This is a genomic window from Aeromicrobium sp. P2_G6 (assembly GCF_056403535.1).
Genome location: NZ_JBFUFH010000001.1, coordinates 693,973 through 712,979, shown reverse-complemented (window position 1 = coordinate 712,979; position 19,007 = coordinate 693,973). Strand labels below are relative to the sequence as shown.

Sequence of the window (19,007 nt, the reverse complement as noted above, 5' to 3'; positions counted from 1 at the left end):
GTGTGGCGCTGCGTCAGTGCGCCATGACAGGTGCCGCATCGGGGTCGACTGCGATGGGTCCCGGCCGCAGCAGGAGCCCGCAGATGACGGCCCCGACCGCGAAGATCCCCGCACCCCACCAGAACACGGTGGTGTAGCTCTCCATCGCGGCGAGTGCCTGGTGCTGCGGGGTCGGCGTCTTGCCGTCGAGGTAGTTCGTCGCGGCGGTCGCGGCGAAGGCGCTGAGCACGGCGGTGCCGATCGAGCCGCCGATCTGCTGGAACGTGTTGACCGCCGCTGAGGCGACGCCTGCGTGCTCGGCGTCGACTCCCGAGGTCGCGGCGCTGAACGCCGGCGCCATGGCCAGTCCGACACCCAGCCCGGTGATGACGAGGCCGGGCAGGATGTTGGCGGCGTACGTGCTGTCGAGCTCGAGCTGTGCGAACAGGACGAGCCCCACGGCAGCGAGCATCATGCCGGCGAAGACGGGGATCTTCGGCCCGATGCGGGCGACGACTCCGGAGAACCCGGTAGCCGTGGCCATGATGCCGAGGATCATCGGTGTGAAGGCGAACCCGGTCTTGAGCGGCGAGTAGCCCAGCGTCAGCGAGACGTAGTAGGTCAGGAACAGGAACACCGCGAACAGTCCGAGTCCGATGATCGCGACGGTGAGGAACGATCCGCCCCGCGTACGGTCCCAGACGATGTGCAGGGGAAGCAGCGGGTTCTCGACGCGGCTCTCCACCACGGCGAACACCGCGAGCAGGGTCAGGCCGACTCCGATGCAGATCAGCGTGGTGGCGCTCGACCAGCCGTCGGACTCGGCGTTGGCGAGGCCGTAGACGAACGAGACCAGGCCGGCGACCACGACGGCCGTGCCGGGGATGTCGAGCTTGGGCGGGTTCTCCTCGCGGGTCTGCTTCTTGAGCATCAGGGCGCCGCCGATCACCGCGATGACGGCGATCGGCACGTTGACGTACAGGCACCAGCGCCAGGACAGGTACTCGGTCAGCGCTCCGCCGAGCATCAGGCCGATCGCGCCACCGCCACCGGAGATCGCGCCGAATATCGCGAACGCCTTGGCGCGCTCGGCGGCATCAGTGAACGTGACGGTCAGCAGCGACAGCGCCGCGGGAGCCAGGAGGGCCCCGAAGATGCCCTGGGCGACGCGCGCCGACACGAGCATCTCGAAGTTCTGTGCGGCACCGCCGATCGCGGAGGCCGCGGCGAAGCCGATCAGGCCGACGATGAACATCGGCTTGCGGCCGACCAGGTCGCTCAGGCGGCCGCCGAGCAGGAGCAGCGAGCCGAACGCCAGGGCGTACCCGGTCACGATCCACTGCCGGTTGTCGTTCGAGAAGCCGAGCGACTCCTGCGCGGTGGGAAGTGCGATGTTCACGATCGTCGCGTCGAGGACGACCATCAGCTGCGCCAGGGCGATGACGCCGAGGATCAACCAGCGGGTCGCGTGGTGAGGGTTGTCCGTGTGATCGGGCGGGGTCGGCCGTGGCCGGTCGACGACCAGGGTGTCAGTCATGGGGAACTCCAGAAAGCAGAAGTGGAAAGTATCTTCCGTTTCACTCTAGGGTATAAACGGAAAGAACTCTCCATTTGGTTGGTGTGACGTGCCCCACTCGATCTCAAACTTTTCTCAAGGCTGAGGTTCCAAGATGTGCTCACCCCACGTCACCAGGAGCTCGGCATGGTCGACATTTCTCACTCCGAATCCGCTGCCGCAGGAGACAGCCTGATTCATCGTTTTCCCTGCGATGCGAACGGGAATGCGGTTACCGTCGGAATGTCAAGAGGGAGCTGGCATTCACGGAAGCCGCGTTGGCGTCCACCGAAGGGAGAGCTGCACCACGGTGCAGTTTCGGTGGTCCGACATCGCGAGTCCGCGGCACAGGGAGTCCGCGGGCGTGCAGAGGTGAATGGTTCGGGGGCTCGTCGCCTTCATGGCGCATCACGAGGGAGTCTCACGATGCAATATCGATTTACCACGCCTCGACGCGTGGGTGCCGCGGTTCTCGCGGCGTTCGCCGTCGCCGCACTGCTCACTGCCGCCCCGGCCGAGGCCGCGCCCAAGGCGCCCAAGGCGCCGGCGGCACCGAACTGCGGCACCACGATCGTCAAGGCCGGCGGCTCACGCTGGGTGTGCACGTTCGTCGACAACTTCGATGGCACCCGACTGGACGGGAGCAAGTGGATAGCGCAGCAGACCTTGACGAGCGGCTACCAAAATGGTGGTGAGTGCTTCGTCGACAACCCCAACAACGTGTCGGTGTCCGGTGGCGCGCTCTACCTGACGACTCGGCGCGAGGCCAGCAGCTTCCTGTGCGCCTATCCCGGCGGCGGCTACCTGACGCGATACACCAGCGGCATGGTCAGCACGTACGGCCGGTTCGCCCAGGCGTACGGCAGGTTCGAGATCCGGGCGAAGTTCCCCGCTGCCAAGGTCGCCGGCCTCCAGAGCGCGCTCTGGCTGTGGCCGGTCGACCCGAACAAGTACGGCGCCTGGCCCGGTTCGGGCGAGATCGACATCGCCGAGTTCTACTCGCAGTACCCGGACAGGGTCATCCCCTACCTGCACTACGACTCGGCAGCGGACGACACGACCTTGACGAACAACTACTGCATGATCAGCGACGTCTCGGCGTTCCATTCCTACGTCGCGGAGTGGACGCCGACCGCGATCACGATCAAGTACGACGGGAAGACCTGCATGTCGCACACGCTGAGCGACGGCTCGAAGCCGTTCGACCAGCCGTTCATGGTGGCGCTGACGCAGGCGCTGGGGCAAGGCTCCAACGCCGTGACCGACTCGACGCCGTTGCCGGCCACCACCGCGGTCGACTACGTGCGCGTCTGGAAGTGACCGTCAGAACTCGGGGAGCCGTGGAACGTACGGCTCCTCGAGTCTGGCGATCTCGTCACCGCTAAGGGTGATCTCGAGCGAGGCGACGGCGTCGGAGAGGTGCAGCGGCTTGGTCGCGCCGACGATCGGGGCCGCGACGACGTCGTGCTGGCGCACCCAGGCGAGGGCGACCTGGGCGCGGGACACTCCACGCTCGGCGGCGATCTCGCCGACGGCGGCGGAGATCGCGCGGTCGGACTCCTCGGCCTGCCGGTAGTAGCCCTTCGCGACCTCGTCGGCTCCGCTGCGCGTCGTGCTGAGGTCGTCCCAGTCGCGGGTCAGCCGGCCGCGCGCGAGCGGGCTCCACGGGATCACGCCGATGCCCTCGTCGAGGCAGAACGGGTGCATCTCGCGCTCCTCCTCACGCTGGACGAGGTTGTACTGATCCTGCATCGAGATGAACGGCGTCCAGCCGTTGAGGTCGGCGGCATGCTGGGCCTGGGCGAGCTGCCAGGCATACATCGACGAGGCGCCGATGAAGCGTGCCTTGCCGGCCGTGACGACCTCGTCGAGCGCCTCCATCGTCTCCTCGATCGGGACCTCGGGGTCCCAGCGGTGGATCTGGTAGAGGTCGACGTAGTCGGTGCCGAGGCGGCGGAGGCTCTCGTCGATCTGCGTGAGCACGGCCTGGCGCGACAGTCCGCCGGTGGCGGGGTCGCCGCCCATCGGGTAGAACAGCTTGGTCGCGATGACCACGTCCTCGCGACGGGCGAAGTCGGCGAGGGCGCGCCCGACGATCTCCTCGCTGCTGCCGTCGGAGTACATGTTGGCGGTGTCGAACGTCGTGATGCCGGCCTCGAGGGCCTGCTGGATGAACGGCCGGCTCTGCTCCTCGGGCAGCGACCACGGATGCGTGCCGCGATCGGGATCCCCGTAGCTCATGCAGCCGAGGATGATGCTCGACACCTCGAGGTCACTGGTTCCGAGCTTCACGCGGTCCATGCCTCGATCATGCCGTGCGCCGGCAAGATCCCGGTTGGGAGGCCTCTGCCACGCTGGATGCATGCCATTGACCGGAGAGTACGCACCCAGCACCGTCGGCTGGGCCCGCAAGCAGGCCGAGCTGTTCGAGAGCACCAACGGTGCGGAGGGCAACACGCTGCAGGGGCGACCCATCATCCTGATGACGACTGTCGGAGCGACGTCCGGCAAGCTCCGCAAGACCGCGCTGATGCGGGTCGAGCACGACGGCGAGTACGCCGTCGTCGCATCGCAGGGCGGGGCGCCGAAGCATCCGAGCTGGTACCACAACGTCGTCGATGCCCCGCTCGTCGAGCTGCAGGACGGCCCCGTCCGCAAGGACTACGTGCCGCGCGAGCTCCACGGCGACGAGCGCGCGGTCTGGTGGGAGCGAGCCGTCGAGGCGTGGCCGCCCTACGCGTCGTACGCGGAAAAGACCGACCGCGTCATTCCGGTCTTTTTGCTGACGCCGGTGAAGTAACCGCTCGGTACGTCTCACTCCGCGGGATGTCGCGGACGCGTGCGCCCTCCGCTGTGTGACGATTCCGGCCAACGGATTCCGCGGTCCGACCTTCGTAGCCCTCCACACGGAACGGAAAACACGATGTCGACGAATCGCGGTCCCCTGCCATCGGCCAACGGAATCTCCCGCAGGTCCTTCGTGAGGGGTGCATCCCTCGCGTTGCCACTGACTGCCTTCGTAGCGTCCGGCGGGTCAGGGTGGCTCGGCGATCGCGCCACCGCAGCGACGGCCACGTGGACGTACGCGCACCCGGGACTCGTGCACACGCTGTCGGATCTCGAGCGCATCTCGGGTCAGATCGGCACCGACCCGTGGACCGGCGGCTGGAACCGACTCACCGCCAACGGAAGATCGAGCTCGACCTGGACGCCGCGCCCCGTCGAGACCGTCATCCGGGGCGGCACCGGAGAGAACTACGGGCCGCTGTTCACCGACATACACGCGGCGTACCAGAACGCGTTGCGCTGGCGCATCTCAGGCGACGAGGCGCATGGTGTCGCCGCGGTGCGGATCCTCAATGCGTGGTCCGCGAAGCTGAAGACGGTCACTGGCAACGCCGACCGGTTCCTCGCCGCGGGCATCTACGGCTACCAGTTCGCGAACGCCGCCGAGCTCGTGCGGGATCGCCCCGACTTCGAGCTCGAGCGATTCCGCGACATGCTCCTGACGATCTTCCACCCGATGAACGAGCAGTTCCTCACGGACCACAACGGCGCGGTCATCACCAACTACTGGGCCAACTGGGACCTCTGCAACATGGCGTCGATCCTCGCGATCGGCATCTTCGCCGACCGCGACGACCTTGTGGACCGGGCCGTCGACTACTTCCACAACGGCGCCGGCAACGGCTCCCTCGCGCACGCCGTGCCGTTCCTCCACGACGGTGGGCTCGGGCAGTGGCAGGAGAGCGGCCGGGACCAGGCGCACACGGTCATGGGCATCGGGCTCATGGGCGCCTTTTGTGAGATGGCCTGGAACCAGGGCATCGACTGCTACGGGGCGGACGACAACCGGTTCCTCAAGGGCGCCGAGTACGTCGCGAAGTACAACCTCGGCCACGACGTGCCGTTCACCCCGTACACGTGGCAGTCGGGTCCGCGGGCGACGACGGCGGCCCATGCCGGGTGGCAGACGCAGACAGTTTCCGGCGCCGGCTCCCGCGGGCAGGCCCGACCGGTGTGGGACCAGGTGCTGGGGCACTACTCGGGACGCATGGGACTCGAGACCCCGTGGGTCACCCAGATCGCAGCGAGCATCCGGCCCGACGGGGGCGGCGGCGACTACGGCCCGAACTCCGGCGGGTACGACGCACTGGGCTTCGGCACCCTCACGCAGTACCCGGCCGAGACCGGCCGACGGGTCTCAAGGCTGCAGAGCCTCAACTATCCCAACCGCTACGTCCAGCACTCGGGGTCGGTGGTTCGCCTGGACCCCACCGCCGCGACGCTCGCGACCTCGGAGTTCCGGGTCGTTCCCGGCCTCGCTGCGCAGACAGATGGGCGCGTGTCGTTCGAGTCCGTCGATGTGCCGGGGCACTTCCTGCGGCACTGGGGCTACCAGGTCAGCCTGGTCAAGAATGACGGCTCGGCTCGGCTGGCTGCCGACGCCACGTTCCTCCCGGTCGCCGGGCTGGCGCACTCGAAGCTCACGTCCTTCCGGGCGCACAACTTCCCTGACCGCCACCTCCGGCACTACGACTTCGGCCTGCGGATCGATGTGATCACGAGCGAGCTCGACCGCGCCGACGCGACGTTCCGCACGGTCGACTGAGCCGCTCGGAATAAGTCGTCAACCTGTCGTCTTGACCCCGACATGACTTCAACCATCTCGGCAACCACATCCGGCTCCTTCGAGATCGGCGGCGACCTCCCGGTCGTACGTCTGGGCTACGGGGCGATGCAGATCACCGGCAGCGGTGTCTGGGGCGAGCCCCGTGACCGCGACGAGGCGATCCGCGTGCTCCGCCGGGCCGTCGAGCTCGGCGTGAACTTCATCGACACCGCCGACTCCTACGGGCCCAACGTCTCCGAGGAGATCATCCGCGAGGCACTCCACCCGTACGCCGACGATGTCGTGATCGCCACCAAGGCAGGACTGACGCGCACCGGCCCGGGCGAATGGATCTCCGTCGGCCGCCCGGCCTATCTCAAGCAGCAGGTCGAGCTCAGCCTCCGCCGCCTCGGCCTCGACCGCATCGACCTGATCCAGCTGCACCGCATCGACCCCGAGGTCCCGGTCGCGGACCAGGTCGGTGCGTTCAAGGAGCTGCAGGACCAGGGCAAGGTGCGCCACATCGGCCTGAGCGAGGTCACCGTCGACGAGCTCAAGGAGGCGCAGAAGACCGCCGAGATCGTGTCGGTGCAGAACCTCTACAACCTCGCCGACCGGTCCGCCGAAGCGCTCCTCGACCACGCCGAGGCCAACGGCATCGGCTTCATCCCGTGGTTCCCGCTCGCCACCGGCGGGCTGGTCAAGGATGGCGGTCCGCTCGCGGAGATCGCGAAGGAGCAGGGCGCGACACCGTCGCAGCTCGCCCTCGCCTGGCTGCTCAAGCGTTCGCCGGTCGTCCTGCCGATCCCCGGCACGTCGACCGTCGCCCACCTCGAGGACAACATCGGCGCCGCCGGCATCGAGCTGACCGACGAGCAGTTCCAGGCCCTCTCGGACGCCGTCTGACCCTCCCTCGGGTGGCCCGACATGATGGGGGACATGCATCCCCTCCGTGACCTGACCATCGAGGACCTGCGTCGCCGCACGAGCGTCAAGTGGCGTGAGTACGACCCTGACGTGCTGCCCCTGTGGGTGGCCGAGATGGACGTCCGACTCGCCGAGCCGATTGCTCGGGCGGTGACGCAGGCGGTGGCCGAGGGCGACACGGGCTACCCGCACGGGAGCGGGTACGCCGAGGCGTTCGCGGCCTTCGCCGCCGAGCGGTGGTCATGGGATGTCGATCCGGGGCGTACGGCGCTGGTCGCCGACGTCATGACCGGCATCGTCGAGGCGATCGGCCTGGTCTCCGCGCCCGGAGACCCCGTCGTCGTCAACCCTCCGGTCTACCCGCCGTTCTTCGGGTTCATCGAGCACGCGAACCGCGAGGTCGTCGAGGCAGTGCTCGGCGATGACGGCCGCCTGGACCTCGACTCCCTCGAGGCCGCGTTCATCCACGCCGGCGCCGACGGTCGCCCGGTGACCTACCTGCTGTGCAACCCGCAGAATCCCACCGCCGTGGTGCACACCGCTGAGGAGCTGGCCGGCGTCGCGGCGCTCGCACAGACGTACGGCGTGCGGGTCGTCGTCGACGAGATCCACGCTCCGCTGGTGGCGGAGGGGTTTGTGCCCTACCTGAGTGTGCCCGGTACGTCGGACGCGTTCAGCCTGGTGTCGGCCACCAAGGCGTGGAACCTGGCGGGCCTCAAAGCAGCTCTGCTCATCGCGGGGGAGCGGGCGACGGCGGACCTCGAGCGGCTGTCATGGGTCGTGGCCGACGGCCCCAGCCACTTCGGCGACCTGGCCCACACCACGGCGTTCCGCGAGGGTGGCCCCTGGCTCGACGCGCTGCACGCCGACCTCGCCGCCAACCGCGCGCTCCTCGCCGACCTGCTGGTGACCCACCTGCCGGGCGCTCGGTGGGGCGGAGGGCCGGCCACGTTCCTGGCCTGGATCGACTGCCGCGAGCTCGGTCTCGGCGACGATCCGGCTGCCGCGTTCCTGGAGCGTGGCCGAGTCGCGGTCAACTCCGGGCTGCCGTTCCACAACGGCGCGGGACACGTGCGCCTCAACTTCGGCACGACTCCTGAGGTCCTGACGGAGGCGCTCGAGCGAATGGGCCGCGTCGTCTGAGGCTCAGCGGTCGACGTGCCGAGTCGATGCGCTGGATCTAGCGTGGTCGCATGGGTGAGGCACCGAAGTCGCAGCACACACGGCCCGACGGCGTTGACGACACCACGGTCGAGGCGCTCGGCAAGCTCAGCGAGGCGCTCGAGATCGTGGAGGAGGCGCGCGGGCTGCTCTACACGTTCCACCGGCGCACGGGCGAGGCCGATCTGGCGCTGGACGACGCCGTTGACCTGTTCCGCCAGGCGGGTCACGACGACATCGCGGAGCGCATCACGACCGACCTGATCGGCCGCAACGTCCTGGAGGGCCGCTGGACGTTCCAGGTCGTCGAGGAGTACGACGCGGGCTACTACGCGACGTTCAAGGAGCAGGAGCGATCGGCCCGCGAGGCGCTCACCCCCGGGCGTACGCATCTGTTCGAGGCCGAGATGAAGGAGGACCGGCGTACGCACGGCCGCCGGCACCACGAGGCGACACCGGACTGACGCGGTTATCCCGGCTGGTTCCGGGTATGTCGAGGGGAGCCGACGAAAGGAACCCATCATGGGAATGGATGACAAGCTGAGCAACGCCGCCGAGGACGCCAAGGGCAAGGCGAAGGAAGCCGTTGGCAAAGGCACCGACGACGAGGAGCTCGAGCGTCAGGGCAAGACCGACCAGGCCAAGTCCGATCTGAAGGATGCGGGCGAGAAGGTCAAGGACGCGTTCAAGCACTGAGCGCCCACGAGCAGGGAGCGCTTCGACGGGGGTCGGGGCGCTCCCATCGTGCGCCTCAGGGCGCCGCGAGAGTCTCCAGTACCTCCAGCGTCTGAGCCCAGGCGACCGACGCCGGATCGATGACGACGAAGTGGTCGCCCTCCACCTCGAGGAGCTTGGCATCCGCACCGGCCGCCGTGGCCCGGTCGACGTAGCCGATCGACTGGCTGATCGGCACGATGTCGTCCGCGAAGCCGTGCACGCAGCGCACCGGTACGTCGAGCGGGATCTGGGCGGTCGGGTCGGCGTACGTGCTGTCGTCGTGCTCGCCCATGAACGCCTTGGCCGCACCGCTCCCGAGATGAACCGCGGTGTGGAAGTCGAGCACGCCCGCCTGGGCGACGGCAGCGGTGACCCGCACGGCTGGATCGCCCCAGGGCGTACCGGCGAGCTTGGGCCGGCCCGCCGCCCACACGGCGAGATGCCCGCCCGCGGAGTGGCCGAGCGTCACCACCGTCGAGGTGTCGAGCCCGTCGACGGCGGCAAGGGCGTCGATGCCGGTCGCCACGTCGTCGAGGGTCACGGGGTAACCCCCGCCATTGCCGACCCGGCGGTACTCCAGGTTGAACGCCGTCCAGCCGTGCGCAACGAGTGACTCCGCGAGGGGACGGCCGAGCGAGAGGTCGTACATCGACCGCCAGAACCCGCCGTGGATCACGACGACGACACCTCGGGAACGGCCGGGCGGCCGGGTCAGCTCACCGAACTGGGAGCGATCGTCCCCGTAGCGGATCTGGTCCACGCTGCCTCCTCCGTCGTCGGCATCGTATGCGGGACGGTCAGGCACACGTCCGTTGACCGATAGAATCGGGTTCCGTCGACACCATGGGAGGAGCCTTCGTGGATGCCGACAAGCTCGACCAGATCCTCCTGATCGGCTCCGGTGTCCTGGTGCTGGCGGTCCTCGCGGTCCGCATCTCGGTGACGGCCGGCCTGCCGTCGCTCCTCGTCTACCTGTTCCTCGGCCTGCTGCTGGGCAGCTCGGGATTCGGCATCGAGTTCGCCGACGCGGATGTCGCGCACGCCCTCGGCTTCGGCGGCCTCGTGCTGATCCTCGCCGAGGGTGGTTTGACGACCAAGTGGGAGCACGTCAAGCCCAACCTTGGCTACGGCCTGCTGCTGGCCACCCTCGGCTCGATCATCAGTGTCACGGTCGTCGCCACTGGCGCCCACTACCTCCTCGACCTGCACTGGGAGCTCGCGATCCTCCTGGCTGCGGTGCTGACGCCGACCGACGCCGCCGCCGTCTTCTCCGTCCTGCGCACCGTGCCCCTGCGGCACTCGGTGACGGGAACGCTCGAGACCGAGTCGGGCCTCAACGATGCGCCGATCGTCGTGCTCGTCGTGGCGATCAGCGCCGGTGACGCGCTCGACCACGGCGTCTGGGCGCTGATCGGGCTGATCGTGTTCGAGCTGATCGCCGGTGGTGCGATCGGCTTCGCGATCGGGTGGATCGGCGCGAACGGGCTGCGCCGGGTCGCCCTGCCGGCGTCAGGTCTCTATCCCCTCGTCGTGTTCGCGTTCGCCGTGCTGGCCTACGGCACGGCGGCATCCGTCCACGCAAGCGGGTTCGCGGCGGTCTACGTCGCCGCGCTGGTGCTCGGCAACACCGAGCTGCCGCACAGGGTGGCGACTCGATCCTTCGTCGAGGGCATCGGCTGGCTTGCCCAGATCGGGTTGTTCGTCATGCTCGGCCTGCTCGCGAGCCCGGACGAGCTGCACTGGTGGCACGTGTGGCACGGGCTCGCCGCCGGAGCGATCCTCACGTTCGTGGCCCGCCCGCTGTCGGTCGTGGCCTGCGCCGTGTGGTTCAAGCGGGGGGTCCGCGAGCAGCTGTTCATCGGGTGGGCGGGCCTGCGCGGCGCCGTGCCCATCGTGCTGGCGACGATCCCCTTGGCCGCCGACGTACCGGGGTCGCGCGACTTGTTCAACGTCGTGTTCGTGGCCGTCGTCATCTACACGCTGGTGCAGGCTGCTCCGCTCGCCCGTCTGGCTGCGTGGTGCGGCGTGCTGAGCGACGAGGCGCGCGACGTCGAGGTCGAGGCGGCACCGCTGGAGCGGGTGTCGGCCGATCTGCTGCAGATCCACGTGCCCAAGGGCTCGAGGCTCGCGGGTGTCGAGATCGGAGAGCTCCGGTTGCCGGTGGGCGCCTCGGTCTCGCTGGTGGTCAGGGACGGCAAGGCATACGTGCCGCACCGCACCGACCGGATCGCGATCCACGACGACTTGCTGATCGTCGCGGACCGGGCCGTACGCGAGCGGGCCGAGGATCGGCTGCGTGCCGTCGGCCGCCATGGCCGGCTGGCCGGCTGGGGCTTGGACACCTGAGGTCAAGCGACGCGCTGCTGGTTTCGAGGCTTCGGCCGCGGGCGGCCTCCGCACCTCAACCAGCGGGCTGAGCCGCTACGGCAGGGCGACCTGGGGGATGCAGGCCGTGATGTCCCGGTCTGACGTGATCTGCGTCGGCGCCTCTTTGCGCAGGCCCGCGTAGTCATCGCCCACGATCACGATGACGCCGCTGTCGACCGTGACGTCGGGCGTCCGGTAGAGGACCTTGTCCTTGAACTGCTGCGCCACCAGGCGTACGCGGGGATCATTGGAATCGTCGGTCAGGATCACCACGCGCCTGGGCTTGACGTTGCTCTCGTTGTTGCCGATCGTGCCGCCGAGGAAGCCGTTGGTCTGCAAGTTGATCGTGACGCGGTTGGCCAGTCCCGAGCGGTTCGACGCGTTGAAGACGTTGACCGTGACGAGGTTGCTGTCGAGCTTCTCGCCCTTCTTGACCGTCTTGTTGGTGCACGTGGGGGCCGGATCGGCAGTGTCGGCGCTCGAGGTGAGCAGCCGGAACCCGGTGATCCCACCGAACACGAAGATCCCAGCCGCGACGAACAGGGTCAGCAGCTGATATGCGCGGGTCATGCCTTCTCGTCGATCGAGTGGACGCGGGCGTGGAGCATGTTGCGCTGTTGCAGCGCCGCACGCAGGGCGCGGTGCAGGCCGTCCTCGAGGAACAGCTCGCCGCGCCAGCTCACGACGTGCGCGAACAGGTCGCCGAAGTAGGTCGAGTCGTCGTCCAGCAGGTGCTCGAGATCGAGCTGGGTCTTGGTCGTCGTCAGGTCGTCGAGCCGGACTTGGGACGGCGAGATCTCGGCCCACGTGCTCTGAGTCAGCCCGTGGTCCGGATAGGGGCGCCCCTCGCTCACCCTCCTGAAGATCACCTCGTCAGTCTAGACAGGGCTGCCCGAAGGCTGGAGGTAGCGTATGGCCATGACGACCAGCGATGACGCTCAGAAGGCTGCCGAAGAGGCCGCCAAGGCCGCAGATGAGGCCCGGGCCGAGGCGGACGCAGCCCAGAAGAAGGCCGACGAGCTCGCCGCCGCAGCACGGGACGCCGAGTCGGACGCGGCCAAGGCCGAGGAGCCCAAGGCGGAGGAGCCCAAGGTCAAGCCGGCCGGCAGCAGCGAGATCGTCGAGATCGTCAAGGCCGGGTATGCCTTCGAGGGCACCGCGATCGAGATGGGCGCACTCGTCGACGGGGAGCCGGTGCCCGAGGCGCAGGTACGCATCCCGCTCGCCATGCTCAACCGGCACGGACTGGTCGCTGGGGCGACCGGCACCGGCAAGACCAAGACCCTGCAGGTCCTCGCCGAGCAGATCGCGGCGAACGGCGTGCCGGTCTTCGCGGCCGACATCAAGGGCGATCTGTCCGGCATCGCGACACCCGGTGCGTCCAGCGACAAGCTGCTCGAGCGGACCAGGAGCATCGGCCAGGACTGGCAGTCGGTGGCGACCCCGACGGAGTACTTCGCCCTGGGTGGCATCGGCATGGGCGTCCCTGTACGCGCGACGATCGACGGGTTCGGCCCGACCCTGCTGTCGAAGGTGCTGGGGCTCAACGCCACGCAGGAATCGTCGCTCGGTCTGGTGTTCCACTACGCCCGCAACGCCTCGCTCCCCATGGTCGACCTCATGGACCTGCGGGACGTCCTCACGCACCTGACCAGCGACGAGGGCAAGGGCGAGCTCAAGACGCTGGGTGGCCTGTCCGCCTCGACGGTGGGCGTGATCCTTCGTGAGCTGATCGCGTTCGCCGACCAGGGAGCTGACCAGTTCTTCGGCCAGCCAGAGATCGTGGTGTCCGACTTCCTGCGCAATGCCCCTGACGGCCGCGGGATCGTGTCGCTCCTCGAGGTGCCGGGAGTGCAGGACAAGCCGGCCTTGTTCTCGACGTTCCTGATGTATCTGCTCAAGCAGCTGTTCACCGAGCTGCCCGAGGTCGGCGACTCCGACAAGCCCAAGCTCGTGTTCTTCTTCGACGAGGCGCACCTGCTGTTCGCCGACGCGTCGGACGACTTCCTGGAGACGATCACCCAGACCGTCCGGCTGATCCGGTCCAAGGGCGTCGGCATCTTCTTCGTGACGCAGACGCCCAAGGACGTACCCAGCGACGTCCTGGCTCAGCTGGGCTCTCGGGTCCAGCACCAGCTGCGTGCCCACACGCCCGACGCCGCCAAGGCGCTCAAGGCGACGGTGTCGACCTATCCCAACACGACGTACGACCTCGAGGAGGTGCTGACGTCGCTCGGCATCGGCGAGGCGATCGTGACCGTGATGAGCGACAAGGGCGCTCCGACCCCGGTCGCCTGGACCCGGTTGCGGGCTCCGCAGGGCTCGATGGACCCGACGCCGTCGGACCAGATCCAGGCAGCTGTCGCGGCATCGCCGCTGCTGTCCACCTATGGCACCGCCGTCAATCCGCAGTCGGCGAGCGAGATCCTCGGCGCCAAGAAGGCTGCGGCGCCGACCGGCGGCGACGTCGGAGCGACGGCCGAGGAGACCAGCAAGCAGTGGGAGCAGAAGGAGGCCGAGCGCCTCCAGAAGGAGGCCGACAAGCTCGCCAAGCAGAAGGCGCCGAGCAGGCCACGATCGCGGCGAATGTCGCCCGTCGACCGCGCTGTGGGGGAAGCCAGCCGCACGCTGGCACGCGAACTGATCAAGAATTTGTTCAGAAAACGTCGGTGATCGCCGGTAGTCTCAGGGAAGAAATCAGGGTTGTCTCTGGTTGCCCTAAGCAACAACCGGCAACAGAGTGACAACAGGAAGGCGCACCTGGGCGCTTTCCACCGGGAACTCCCCCCGGTGCACAGGCACAGGAGACGCAATGGCGCAGACGTCACAGCAGACAGGGCGTACCGAAGTGGTACGCCGTTCTGGTGTGCCTCTGGGCCTCAAGCGCGGCGCGATCGAGCTGACGTTCCTCGCGATCCTCTACGTCGGCTACAGCGCTTCCCGGCTGCTGGCGTCCAACGACTTCGCGCCGGCACGCGGCCGCGCCCTCGACATCCTGGCGTTCGAGAAGTCGTGGCGCATCGATGCCGAGTCCTGGCTCAACGACAAGTTCATCGAGTACGACTGGCTGGGACTCTTCGGCAGCTTCTGGTACGCCACCACGCACTACATCGTCACGGCGATCATCCTGGTGTGGATCTACCGCCGCAGCGCCTCCGAATACGTCACGGCCCGCCGTGCCCTGGTGTTCTCGACGATCCTGGGCCTCTCGTTCTACCTCGTGATGCCGACTGCTCCGCCGCGGATGATCAGCGGAATGTACGTCGACGTGCTGAGCCTGCACTCCGCTGCGGGTTGGTGGGGAGCCGACGCGTCGGCACCCAAGGGACTCGGGGGCATGACCAACGAGCTGGCGGCATTCCCGTCGTTGCACGCGGGCTGGGCCCTGTGGGTCGCGATCGTGCTGATCCGCGCCAACGTGCACCGGATCATCCAGGCCCTCGGCATCGCCTACGCGGCCGTCATGACGATCGTGATCGTCGGCACCGGCAACCACTGGGTGCTCGATGCCATCGTCGGCTGGATCGTCGTCCTGGCCGCGTTCGGTGGCGTCATCGCCTGGGAGAGACGCAGTCCGGTCGTCGCCCACGAGGACCAGCCCATACCGGTCTGACACAGTCACCCTTGTGAACTCTGTCCTTCACCAGGCCCCGTACGGAGTCAGGTTCGACTGGGGCCTGACGGGCGCCCGGGCGATCGCCGACGGCGCGGATGTCGCGGTCGTCGTCGACGTCTTCTCGTTCTCGACCTCCCTCAGCGTCGCGGCCGACCTCGGCATCGTGGTCCTGCCCTACCCGTGGGAGGCCGAGGACGCCCCGACGTACGCCGCGCAGAACCGCGCGGTCCTCGCGGTCGGCCGCAGCGCGGCAGGCCCCGGACAGATGAGCATCTCGCCGGCCAGCGTACGAGCCGCGGACCCCATCGAGCGGCTCGTCCTGCCGTCTCCCAACGGCTCGGCGATCTCGGTGGAGCTCGCGTCGATCGTGACGACCGTCGTCGGCGCGTCCCTGCGCAACGCAAGGGCTGTCGCCGACTGGATCGCCCGTGAGCATGACGCCGAGACCGCGTCGATCGCGGTCATCGCCGCCGGCGAGCGGTGGCCGGATGGATCCCTGCGCCCGGCGATCGAGGACCTCTGGGGCGCCGGTGCGGTCCTCGCGGCACTCGAGGACCACGACTGGCCGGGGCTGTCGCCCGAGGCGGCGATGGCGGCGGACGCCTATCGGTTGATCGCGGGCCGTGAGGAGGCGCATCTGATGGCGTGCGCCAGCGGTCACGAGCTGGTCGAGGCGGGCTATGCCGAGGATGTCGCGGTGGCGGCCGAGGTTGGCGCCGGGACGACCGTCCCGTTGTTGAGCGATCGCGGATTCATCGCTGCGCCATAGGCCGAAGTCTCTGGCCTCTGCTCTGGGCTGATCCGCCCGCAGCAGCAAGACCTGTTGCGCAGCGACCCGGGTCCGCACGATGGTCACATGGCTGACAACGACAAGACTTCACTGTTCACCGGGCAGATGCGCCAGCAGCTCCTGCACCGGCGCGTCCTGGTGCTCGACGGCGCACTCGACGACGACAACGGCACCCTGCTCGCAACCCAGCTGCTGACGTTGGCGGCGGAGGATCCGGGCGCCGACGCCGTCCTGTGGATCCACTCACCGGGCGGCTCGGTGCCGTCGATGCTGGCGATCCGCGACGTCATGCGGCTGGTGCCGTGCGACGTGGCGACGCTGGCCCTCGGCCTCGCCTGCAGCGCGGGCCAGTTCCTGCTGTCGTCGGGCACCAAGGGCAAGCGGTACGCCCTGCCGCACTCGCGGATCCTCATGCACCAGGGCTCGGCCGGCATCGGCGGGTCCGCCGTTGACGTCGAGCTGCAGGCCGAGGACCTGCGGCATACCCGCGACACGGTCCTCGGGATCATTGCCGAGGACACCGGGCAACCGATCGAGCGGATCTTCGAGGACTCGCTGCGCGATCGCTGGTACACCGCGCAGGAGGCCGTCGACTACGGGTTCGTCGATGCGATCGTCGAGAACTTCGAGCAGGTCATGCCGACGACTCGGCCGGTCATGGCGATGGGGGTTCGGGCATGAGCAGCTACACGATCCCCAACGTCATCGCGCAGCATCCGCGGGGTGAGCGGGTCATGGATGTCTACTCGCACCTGCTGGCCGAGCGCATCATCTATCTCGGCACGGGCATCGACTCCGGAGTCGCCAACGCGCTGATCGCCCAGCTCCTGCATCTCGAGGCCGACAGTCCCGGGCAGGAGATCAACCTCTACATCAACTGCGAGGGCGGCGACGAGACCGCGATGCTGGCGATCTACGACACGATGCAGTTCATCCAGGCCCCGGTCGCCACCACATGCGTCGGCCAGGCCATCGCCGCCGGCGCGGTGCTGCTCGCCGCCGGAGAACCAGGTCGACGCTCGGTCCTGCCGCACAGCCGCGTCGTGCTGCACCAGCCGGCGGTCCAGGGCCGGGGAGCGATCCCCGACCTGATCCTGCAGGCCGACGAGGTCGTACGCATCCGCGCCGCGATCGAGTCGATCCTGTCGGTCCACACGGGGCAGACCGGCGAGGCGTTGCGGGCGGACACCGATCGGGACCGGGTGTTCGCGGCCGAGGCGGCGATCGCGTACGGGCTCGCCGACGAGGTGCTGCTCCGGCGTACGTCGGTCGAAGCGGCCTAGGCCACCAGCAGCAGGGCCTGGCCGGAGGCCTGCGGAGTGCCGAGGACGTACGAGCTGCGCAGGTCGACACTGACCTGCGAGGTCAGGTCGATCAGCGTTGCTCCGAGCGCCCCGGCGACGGCGGCGAGCACCTCGCTCGACGGGTCCTTGAGGCCGCGTTCGATCTCGGAGAGGTACTGCGGCGAGATGCCGGCCCGCTCGGCGGTCTCGGTCAGCGTCTCACCGCGGCGGCGGCGCAGCTCGCGGAGCCGCTGGCCCAGCACCTCACGCCAGAGCGGCTCCGGCTCGGCGACGCGGTGCGTCGGGACGGCGTGCAGACGGACGATCTCGGTCATGCTTCAGCCTAGGCACAAACGCAGAAGACCCGGCGGAATTCTGCTGTGAGCAGATCAGTCCGGCGAGACGAGATGCGCTCGCCGGCGGTTCAGGTATGCCGTCTCGGCCGGGTTCTGCGTCGCCGCGATCGCCGCGTCGTACTCGGTGCGCGCCTCGGCGCTGCGGCCCAGGCGCCGCAGCAGGTCGGCTCGGGTGGCATGCCAGGCGTGATAGCCGCCGAGGTCGAGCGAGTCGACGATCGCGAGCGCCACGTCGGGGCCGTCGAGCTCCGCGACAGCGACCGCGCGGTTGAGCGCGACGATCGGGGTCGGTGCGACTGCGTACAGCTGGTCGTACAGGGTGACGATCTGTGACCAGTCGGTGTCGCGCGCGTCATTCGTGTCGGTGTGGACCGCGTTGATGGCCGCCAGGATCTGGTACTGGCCGGGCCGGGACGACGTCGAGGCGACCCGGGCGAGACACTCGCGGACGAGCGCGTGTCCCTCCGTGATCAGCGCACGGTCCCAGCCGCTGCGGTCCTGCTCGTCGAGGGTCACCAGCTCGCCGCCGGCGAAACGGGCGGTGCGACGGGCCTCGCTGAGCAGCATCAGCGCCAGCAGGCCGGCGACCTCACCCTCGTCCGGCAACAGCTGACGAAGGATGCGACCGAGGCGGATGGCCTCGGCGGTGAGTTCAGCGCGTACGGGATCATCGCCGCTGCCCGCCAGATAGCCCTCGTTGAACACCAGGTAGAGCACGGCCAGCACTCCGCCCAGGCGGTCCGTCACGTCGTCATGATCGGGCACGCGATAGGGGATGTGGGCAGCCTTGATCTTGGCCTTGGCGCGGGTGATGCGCTGCCCCATCGTGGTCTCGGGCACGAGGAACGCGCGCGCGATCTCCTGGACCGTGAGCCCGCCGAGGAGTCGCAGGGTCAGGGCCACACGTGCCTCGGGCGCGAGGGCCGGGTGGCAGCACGTGAACACCAGCCGGAGCCGGTCGTCCTCGACCGGTCCGGTCGGTTCGTGCGGGGTGTCGTCGGTGATCATCATGGCCGCCTGGTGCTTGGTGTCACGCAGGGACTCGCGGCGGAGCCGGTCGATGGCGCGATTGCCCGCCGTGGTCGTCAGCCAGCCGCCGGGATTGGGCGGTATGCCGTCGACGGGCCAGCGTTCGAGCGCGGTGAGGAGGGCTTCGGCCGCCGCGTCCTCGGCGATGTCGAGATCGCTGAAGCGACGGGCGAGCGAAGCCACCACGCGGCCGTACTCCTCGCGGTAGATCCGGTCGATCTCCGCGCGCAGGTCCGAGCTCGGGGTCAAGCGGGCTCGGCCTGGAACGGTCGGACCTCGACCTTGCCGCCGCAGGCCTTCGACCCCTCGGCTGCGATCTTCATGGCAGCGTCGAGGTCGGGAGCCTCGATGATCCAGAAGCCGCCGAGGAACTCCTTGGTCTCCAGGTATGGCCCGTCGGTGACGATCACGTCGCTGACGGTGCCGTCGACCGTGGTCGCGGTGTCCGGGCGCTCGAGGCCCCCGCCGAAGACCCACGTGCCGTCAGCCATGAGCTTCTCATTGAATCGCCCGGTGGCTTCGTACATCGGCTGCGCCTCTTCGAGCGGCATGTCGTAGGTCTCGGCGGTGCCGTAGACGGAAAGCATGTATTGCGTCATGTCGAATTCCCTTCGT

The 19,007-nt window shown here is 68.6% G+C and carries 21 protein-coding genes; 13 read left to right on the top strand and 8 right to left on the bottom strand.

Translation table 11 applies throughout. The annotated features are described in order from the left end of the window. Positions 1–13: 13 nt before the first annotated feature. Complete coding sequence (locus AC1DVU_RS03480; protein ID WP_476921029.1) at positions 14–1,516, bottom strand: MFS transporter; 1,503 nt, start codon at positions 1,514–1,516, stop codon at positions 14–16. A 444-nt stretch (positions 1,517–1,960) separates the two neighbouring features. On the opposite strand from AC1DVU_RS03480, the gene AC1DVU_RS03475 reads away from it, so the two are divergent. Continuing rightward, positions 1,961–2,854 carry a glycoside hydrolase family 16 protein gene (locus tag AC1DVU_RS03475; protein ID WP_476921028.1) on the top strand — a complete coding sequence of 298 codons (894 nt, stop codon included), beginning with the start codon at positions 1,961–1,963 and terminating at the stop codon, positions 2,852–2,854. Positions 2,855–2,857: 3 nt separating this feature from the next. Here AC1DVU_RS03475 and AC1DVU_RS03470 read toward each other — a convergent pair whose 3' ends face one another. Continuing rightward, entirely contained in the window at positions 2,858–3,835 is a 978-nt protein-coding gene (locus AC1DVU_RS03470) for an aldo/keto reductase (protein ID WP_476921027.1), read from the bottom strand. Positions 3,836–3,896: 61 nt separating this feature from the next. On the opposite strand from AC1DVU_RS03470, the gene AC1DVU_RS03465 reads away from it, so the two are divergent. From AC1DVU_RS03465 to AC1DVU_RS03440, 6 genes are all read left to right on the top strand, one after another. Then, entirely contained in the window at positions 3,897–4,334 is a 438-nt protein-coding gene (locus tag AC1DVU_RS03465; protein ID WP_476921026.1) for a nitroreductase family deazaflavin-dependent oxidoreductase, read from the top strand. A 180-nt stretch (positions 4,335–4,514) separates the two neighbouring features. Further along, positions 4,515–6,146, top strand: coding sequence for an AbfB domain-containing protein (locus AC1DVU_RS03460; protein WP_476921025.1), 1,632 nt, complete (start codon positions 4,515–4,517; stop codon positions 6,144–6,146). Between the two features lie 42 nt (positions 6,147–6,188). Then, a complete protein-coding gene (locus AC1DVU_RS03455; RefSeq protein WP_476921024.1) occupies positions 6,189–7,052 on the top strand; it encodes an aldo/keto reductase in 864 nt (287 codons plus the stop codon). Between the two features lie 33 nt (positions 7,053–7,085). Then, entirely contained in the window at positions 7,086–8,216 is a 1,131-nt protein-coding gene (locus tag AC1DVU_RS03450; RefSeq protein WP_476921023.1) for a MalY/PatB family protein, read from the top strand. A gap of 50 nt (positions 8,217–8,266) precedes the next feature. Then, positions 8,267–8,698, top strand: a complete 432-nt coding sequence (locus AC1DVU_RS03445; protein ID WP_476921022.1) for a hypothetical protein — start codon at positions 8,267–8,269, stop codon at positions 8,696–8,698. 58 nt (positions 8,699–8,756) lie between these two features. Then, positions 8,757–8,930, top strand: coding sequence for a CsbD family protein (locus AC1DVU_RS03440; RefSeq protein WP_476921021.1), 174 nt, complete (start codon positions 8,757–8,759; stop codon positions 8,928–8,930). A gap of 55 nt (positions 8,931–8,985) precedes the next feature. Here the strand turns inward: AC1DVU_RS03440 and AC1DVU_RS03435 are convergent, their stop codons facing one another. Then, positions 8,986–9,711: an alpha/beta hydrolase family protein gene (locus AC1DVU_RS03435; protein WP_476921020.1), complete on the bottom strand. Its 726-nt coding sequence runs from the start codon at positions 9,709–9,711 to the stop codon at positions 8,986–8,988. Positions 9,712–9,809: 98 nt separating this feature from the next. Here AC1DVU_RS03435 and AC1DVU_RS03430 point away from each other — a divergent pair, with 98 nt between their 5' ends. Continuing rightward, entirely contained in the window at positions 9,810–11,297 is a 1,488-nt protein-coding gene (locus tag AC1DVU_RS03430; RefSeq protein WP_476921019.1) for a potassium/proton antiporter, read from the top strand. Positions 11,298–11,372: 75 nt separating this feature from the next. On the opposite strand, the gene AC1DVU_RS03425 is transcribed toward AC1DVU_RS03430, so the two are convergent. Then, a complete protein-coding gene (locus tag AC1DVU_RS03425; protein WP_476921018.1) occupies positions 11,373–11,888 on the bottom strand; it encodes a LytR C-terminal domain-containing protein in 516 nt (171 codons plus the stop codon). Continuing rightward, positions 11,885–12,187: a type II toxin-antitoxin system VapB family antitoxin gene (locus AC1DVU_RS03420; protein ID WP_476921017.1), complete on the bottom strand. Its 303-nt coding sequence runs from the start codon at positions 12,185–12,187 to the stop codon at positions 11,885–11,887. Before AC1DVU_RS03420 ends, AC1DVU_RS03425 begins: the two co-directional genes overlap by 4 nt. Before the next feature lie 49 nt (positions 12,188–12,236). On the opposite strand from AC1DVU_RS03420, the gene AC1DVU_RS03415 reads away from it, so the two are divergent. From AC1DVU_RS03415 to AC1DVU_RS03395, 5 genes are all read left to right on the top strand, one after another. Then, positions 12,237–13,991, top strand: a complete 1,755-nt coding sequence (locus tag AC1DVU_RS03415) for a helicase HerA-like domain-containing protein (RefSeq protein ID WP_476921016.1) — start codon at positions 12,237–12,239, stop codon at positions 13,989–13,991. 139 nt (positions 13,992–14,130) lie between these two features. After that, positions 14,131–14,931, top strand: coding sequence for a phosphatase PAP2 family protein (locus AC1DVU_RS03410; RefSeq protein ID WP_476921015.1), 801 nt, complete (start codon positions 14,131–14,133; stop codon positions 14,929–14,931). 13 nt (positions 14,932–14,944) lie between these two features. Then, positions 14,945–15,703: a 2-phosphosulfolactate phosphatase gene (locus AC1DVU_RS03405; RefSeq protein ID WP_476921014.1), complete on the top strand. Its 759-nt coding sequence runs from the start codon at positions 14,945–14,947 to the stop codon at positions 15,701–15,703. Positions 15,704–15,790: 87 nt separating this feature from the next. Then, positions 15,791–16,405 carry a ClpP family protease gene (locus AC1DVU_RS03400; RefSeq protein ID WP_476921013.1) on the top strand — a complete coding sequence of 205 codons (615 nt, stop codon included), beginning with the start codon at positions 15,791–15,793 and terminating at the stop codon, positions 16,403–16,405. Beyond that, the gene (locus AC1DVU_RS03395; protein ID WP_476921012.1) at positions 16,402–17,007 is read left to right on the top strand and encodes a ClpP family protease; all 606 of its coding nucleotides are present in this window, start codon (positions 16,402–16,404) and stop codon (positions 17,005–17,007) included. The genes AC1DVU_RS03400 and AC1DVU_RS03395 overlap by 4 nt, the downstream gene beginning before the upstream one ends. On the opposite strand, the gene AC1DVU_RS03390 is transcribed toward AC1DVU_RS03395, so the two are convergent. Genes AC1DVU_RS03390 through AC1DVU_RS03380 form a run of 3 tightly spaced genes read right to left on the bottom strand, consistent with a single transcriptional unit; the run spans position 17,004 to position 18,991 of the window. Then, complete coding sequence (locus AC1DVU_RS03390) at positions 17,004–17,342, bottom strand: helix-turn-helix domain-containing protein (RefSeq protein WP_476921011.1); 339 nt, start codon at positions 17,340–17,342, stop codon at positions 17,004–17,006. The two genes, AC1DVU_RS03395 and AC1DVU_RS03390, sit on opposite strands and share 4 nt — an antisense overlap. A gap of 54 nt (positions 17,343–17,396) precedes the next feature. Further along, positions 17,397–18,641, bottom strand: a complete 1,245-nt coding sequence (locus AC1DVU_RS03385; RefSeq protein ID WP_476921010.1) for an RNA polymerase sigma factor — start codon at positions 18,639–18,641, stop codon at positions 17,397–17,399. After that, positions 18,638–18,991 (bottom strand): YciI family protein, encoded by a 354-nt coding sequence (locus AC1DVU_RS03380; protein WP_476921009.1) that lies wholly within the window; start codon positions 18,989–18,991, stop codon positions 18,638–18,640. The genes AC1DVU_RS03385 and AC1DVU_RS03380 overlap by 4 nt, the downstream gene beginning before the upstream one ends. Between the last annotated feature and the right edge of the window lie 16 nt (positions 18,992–19,007).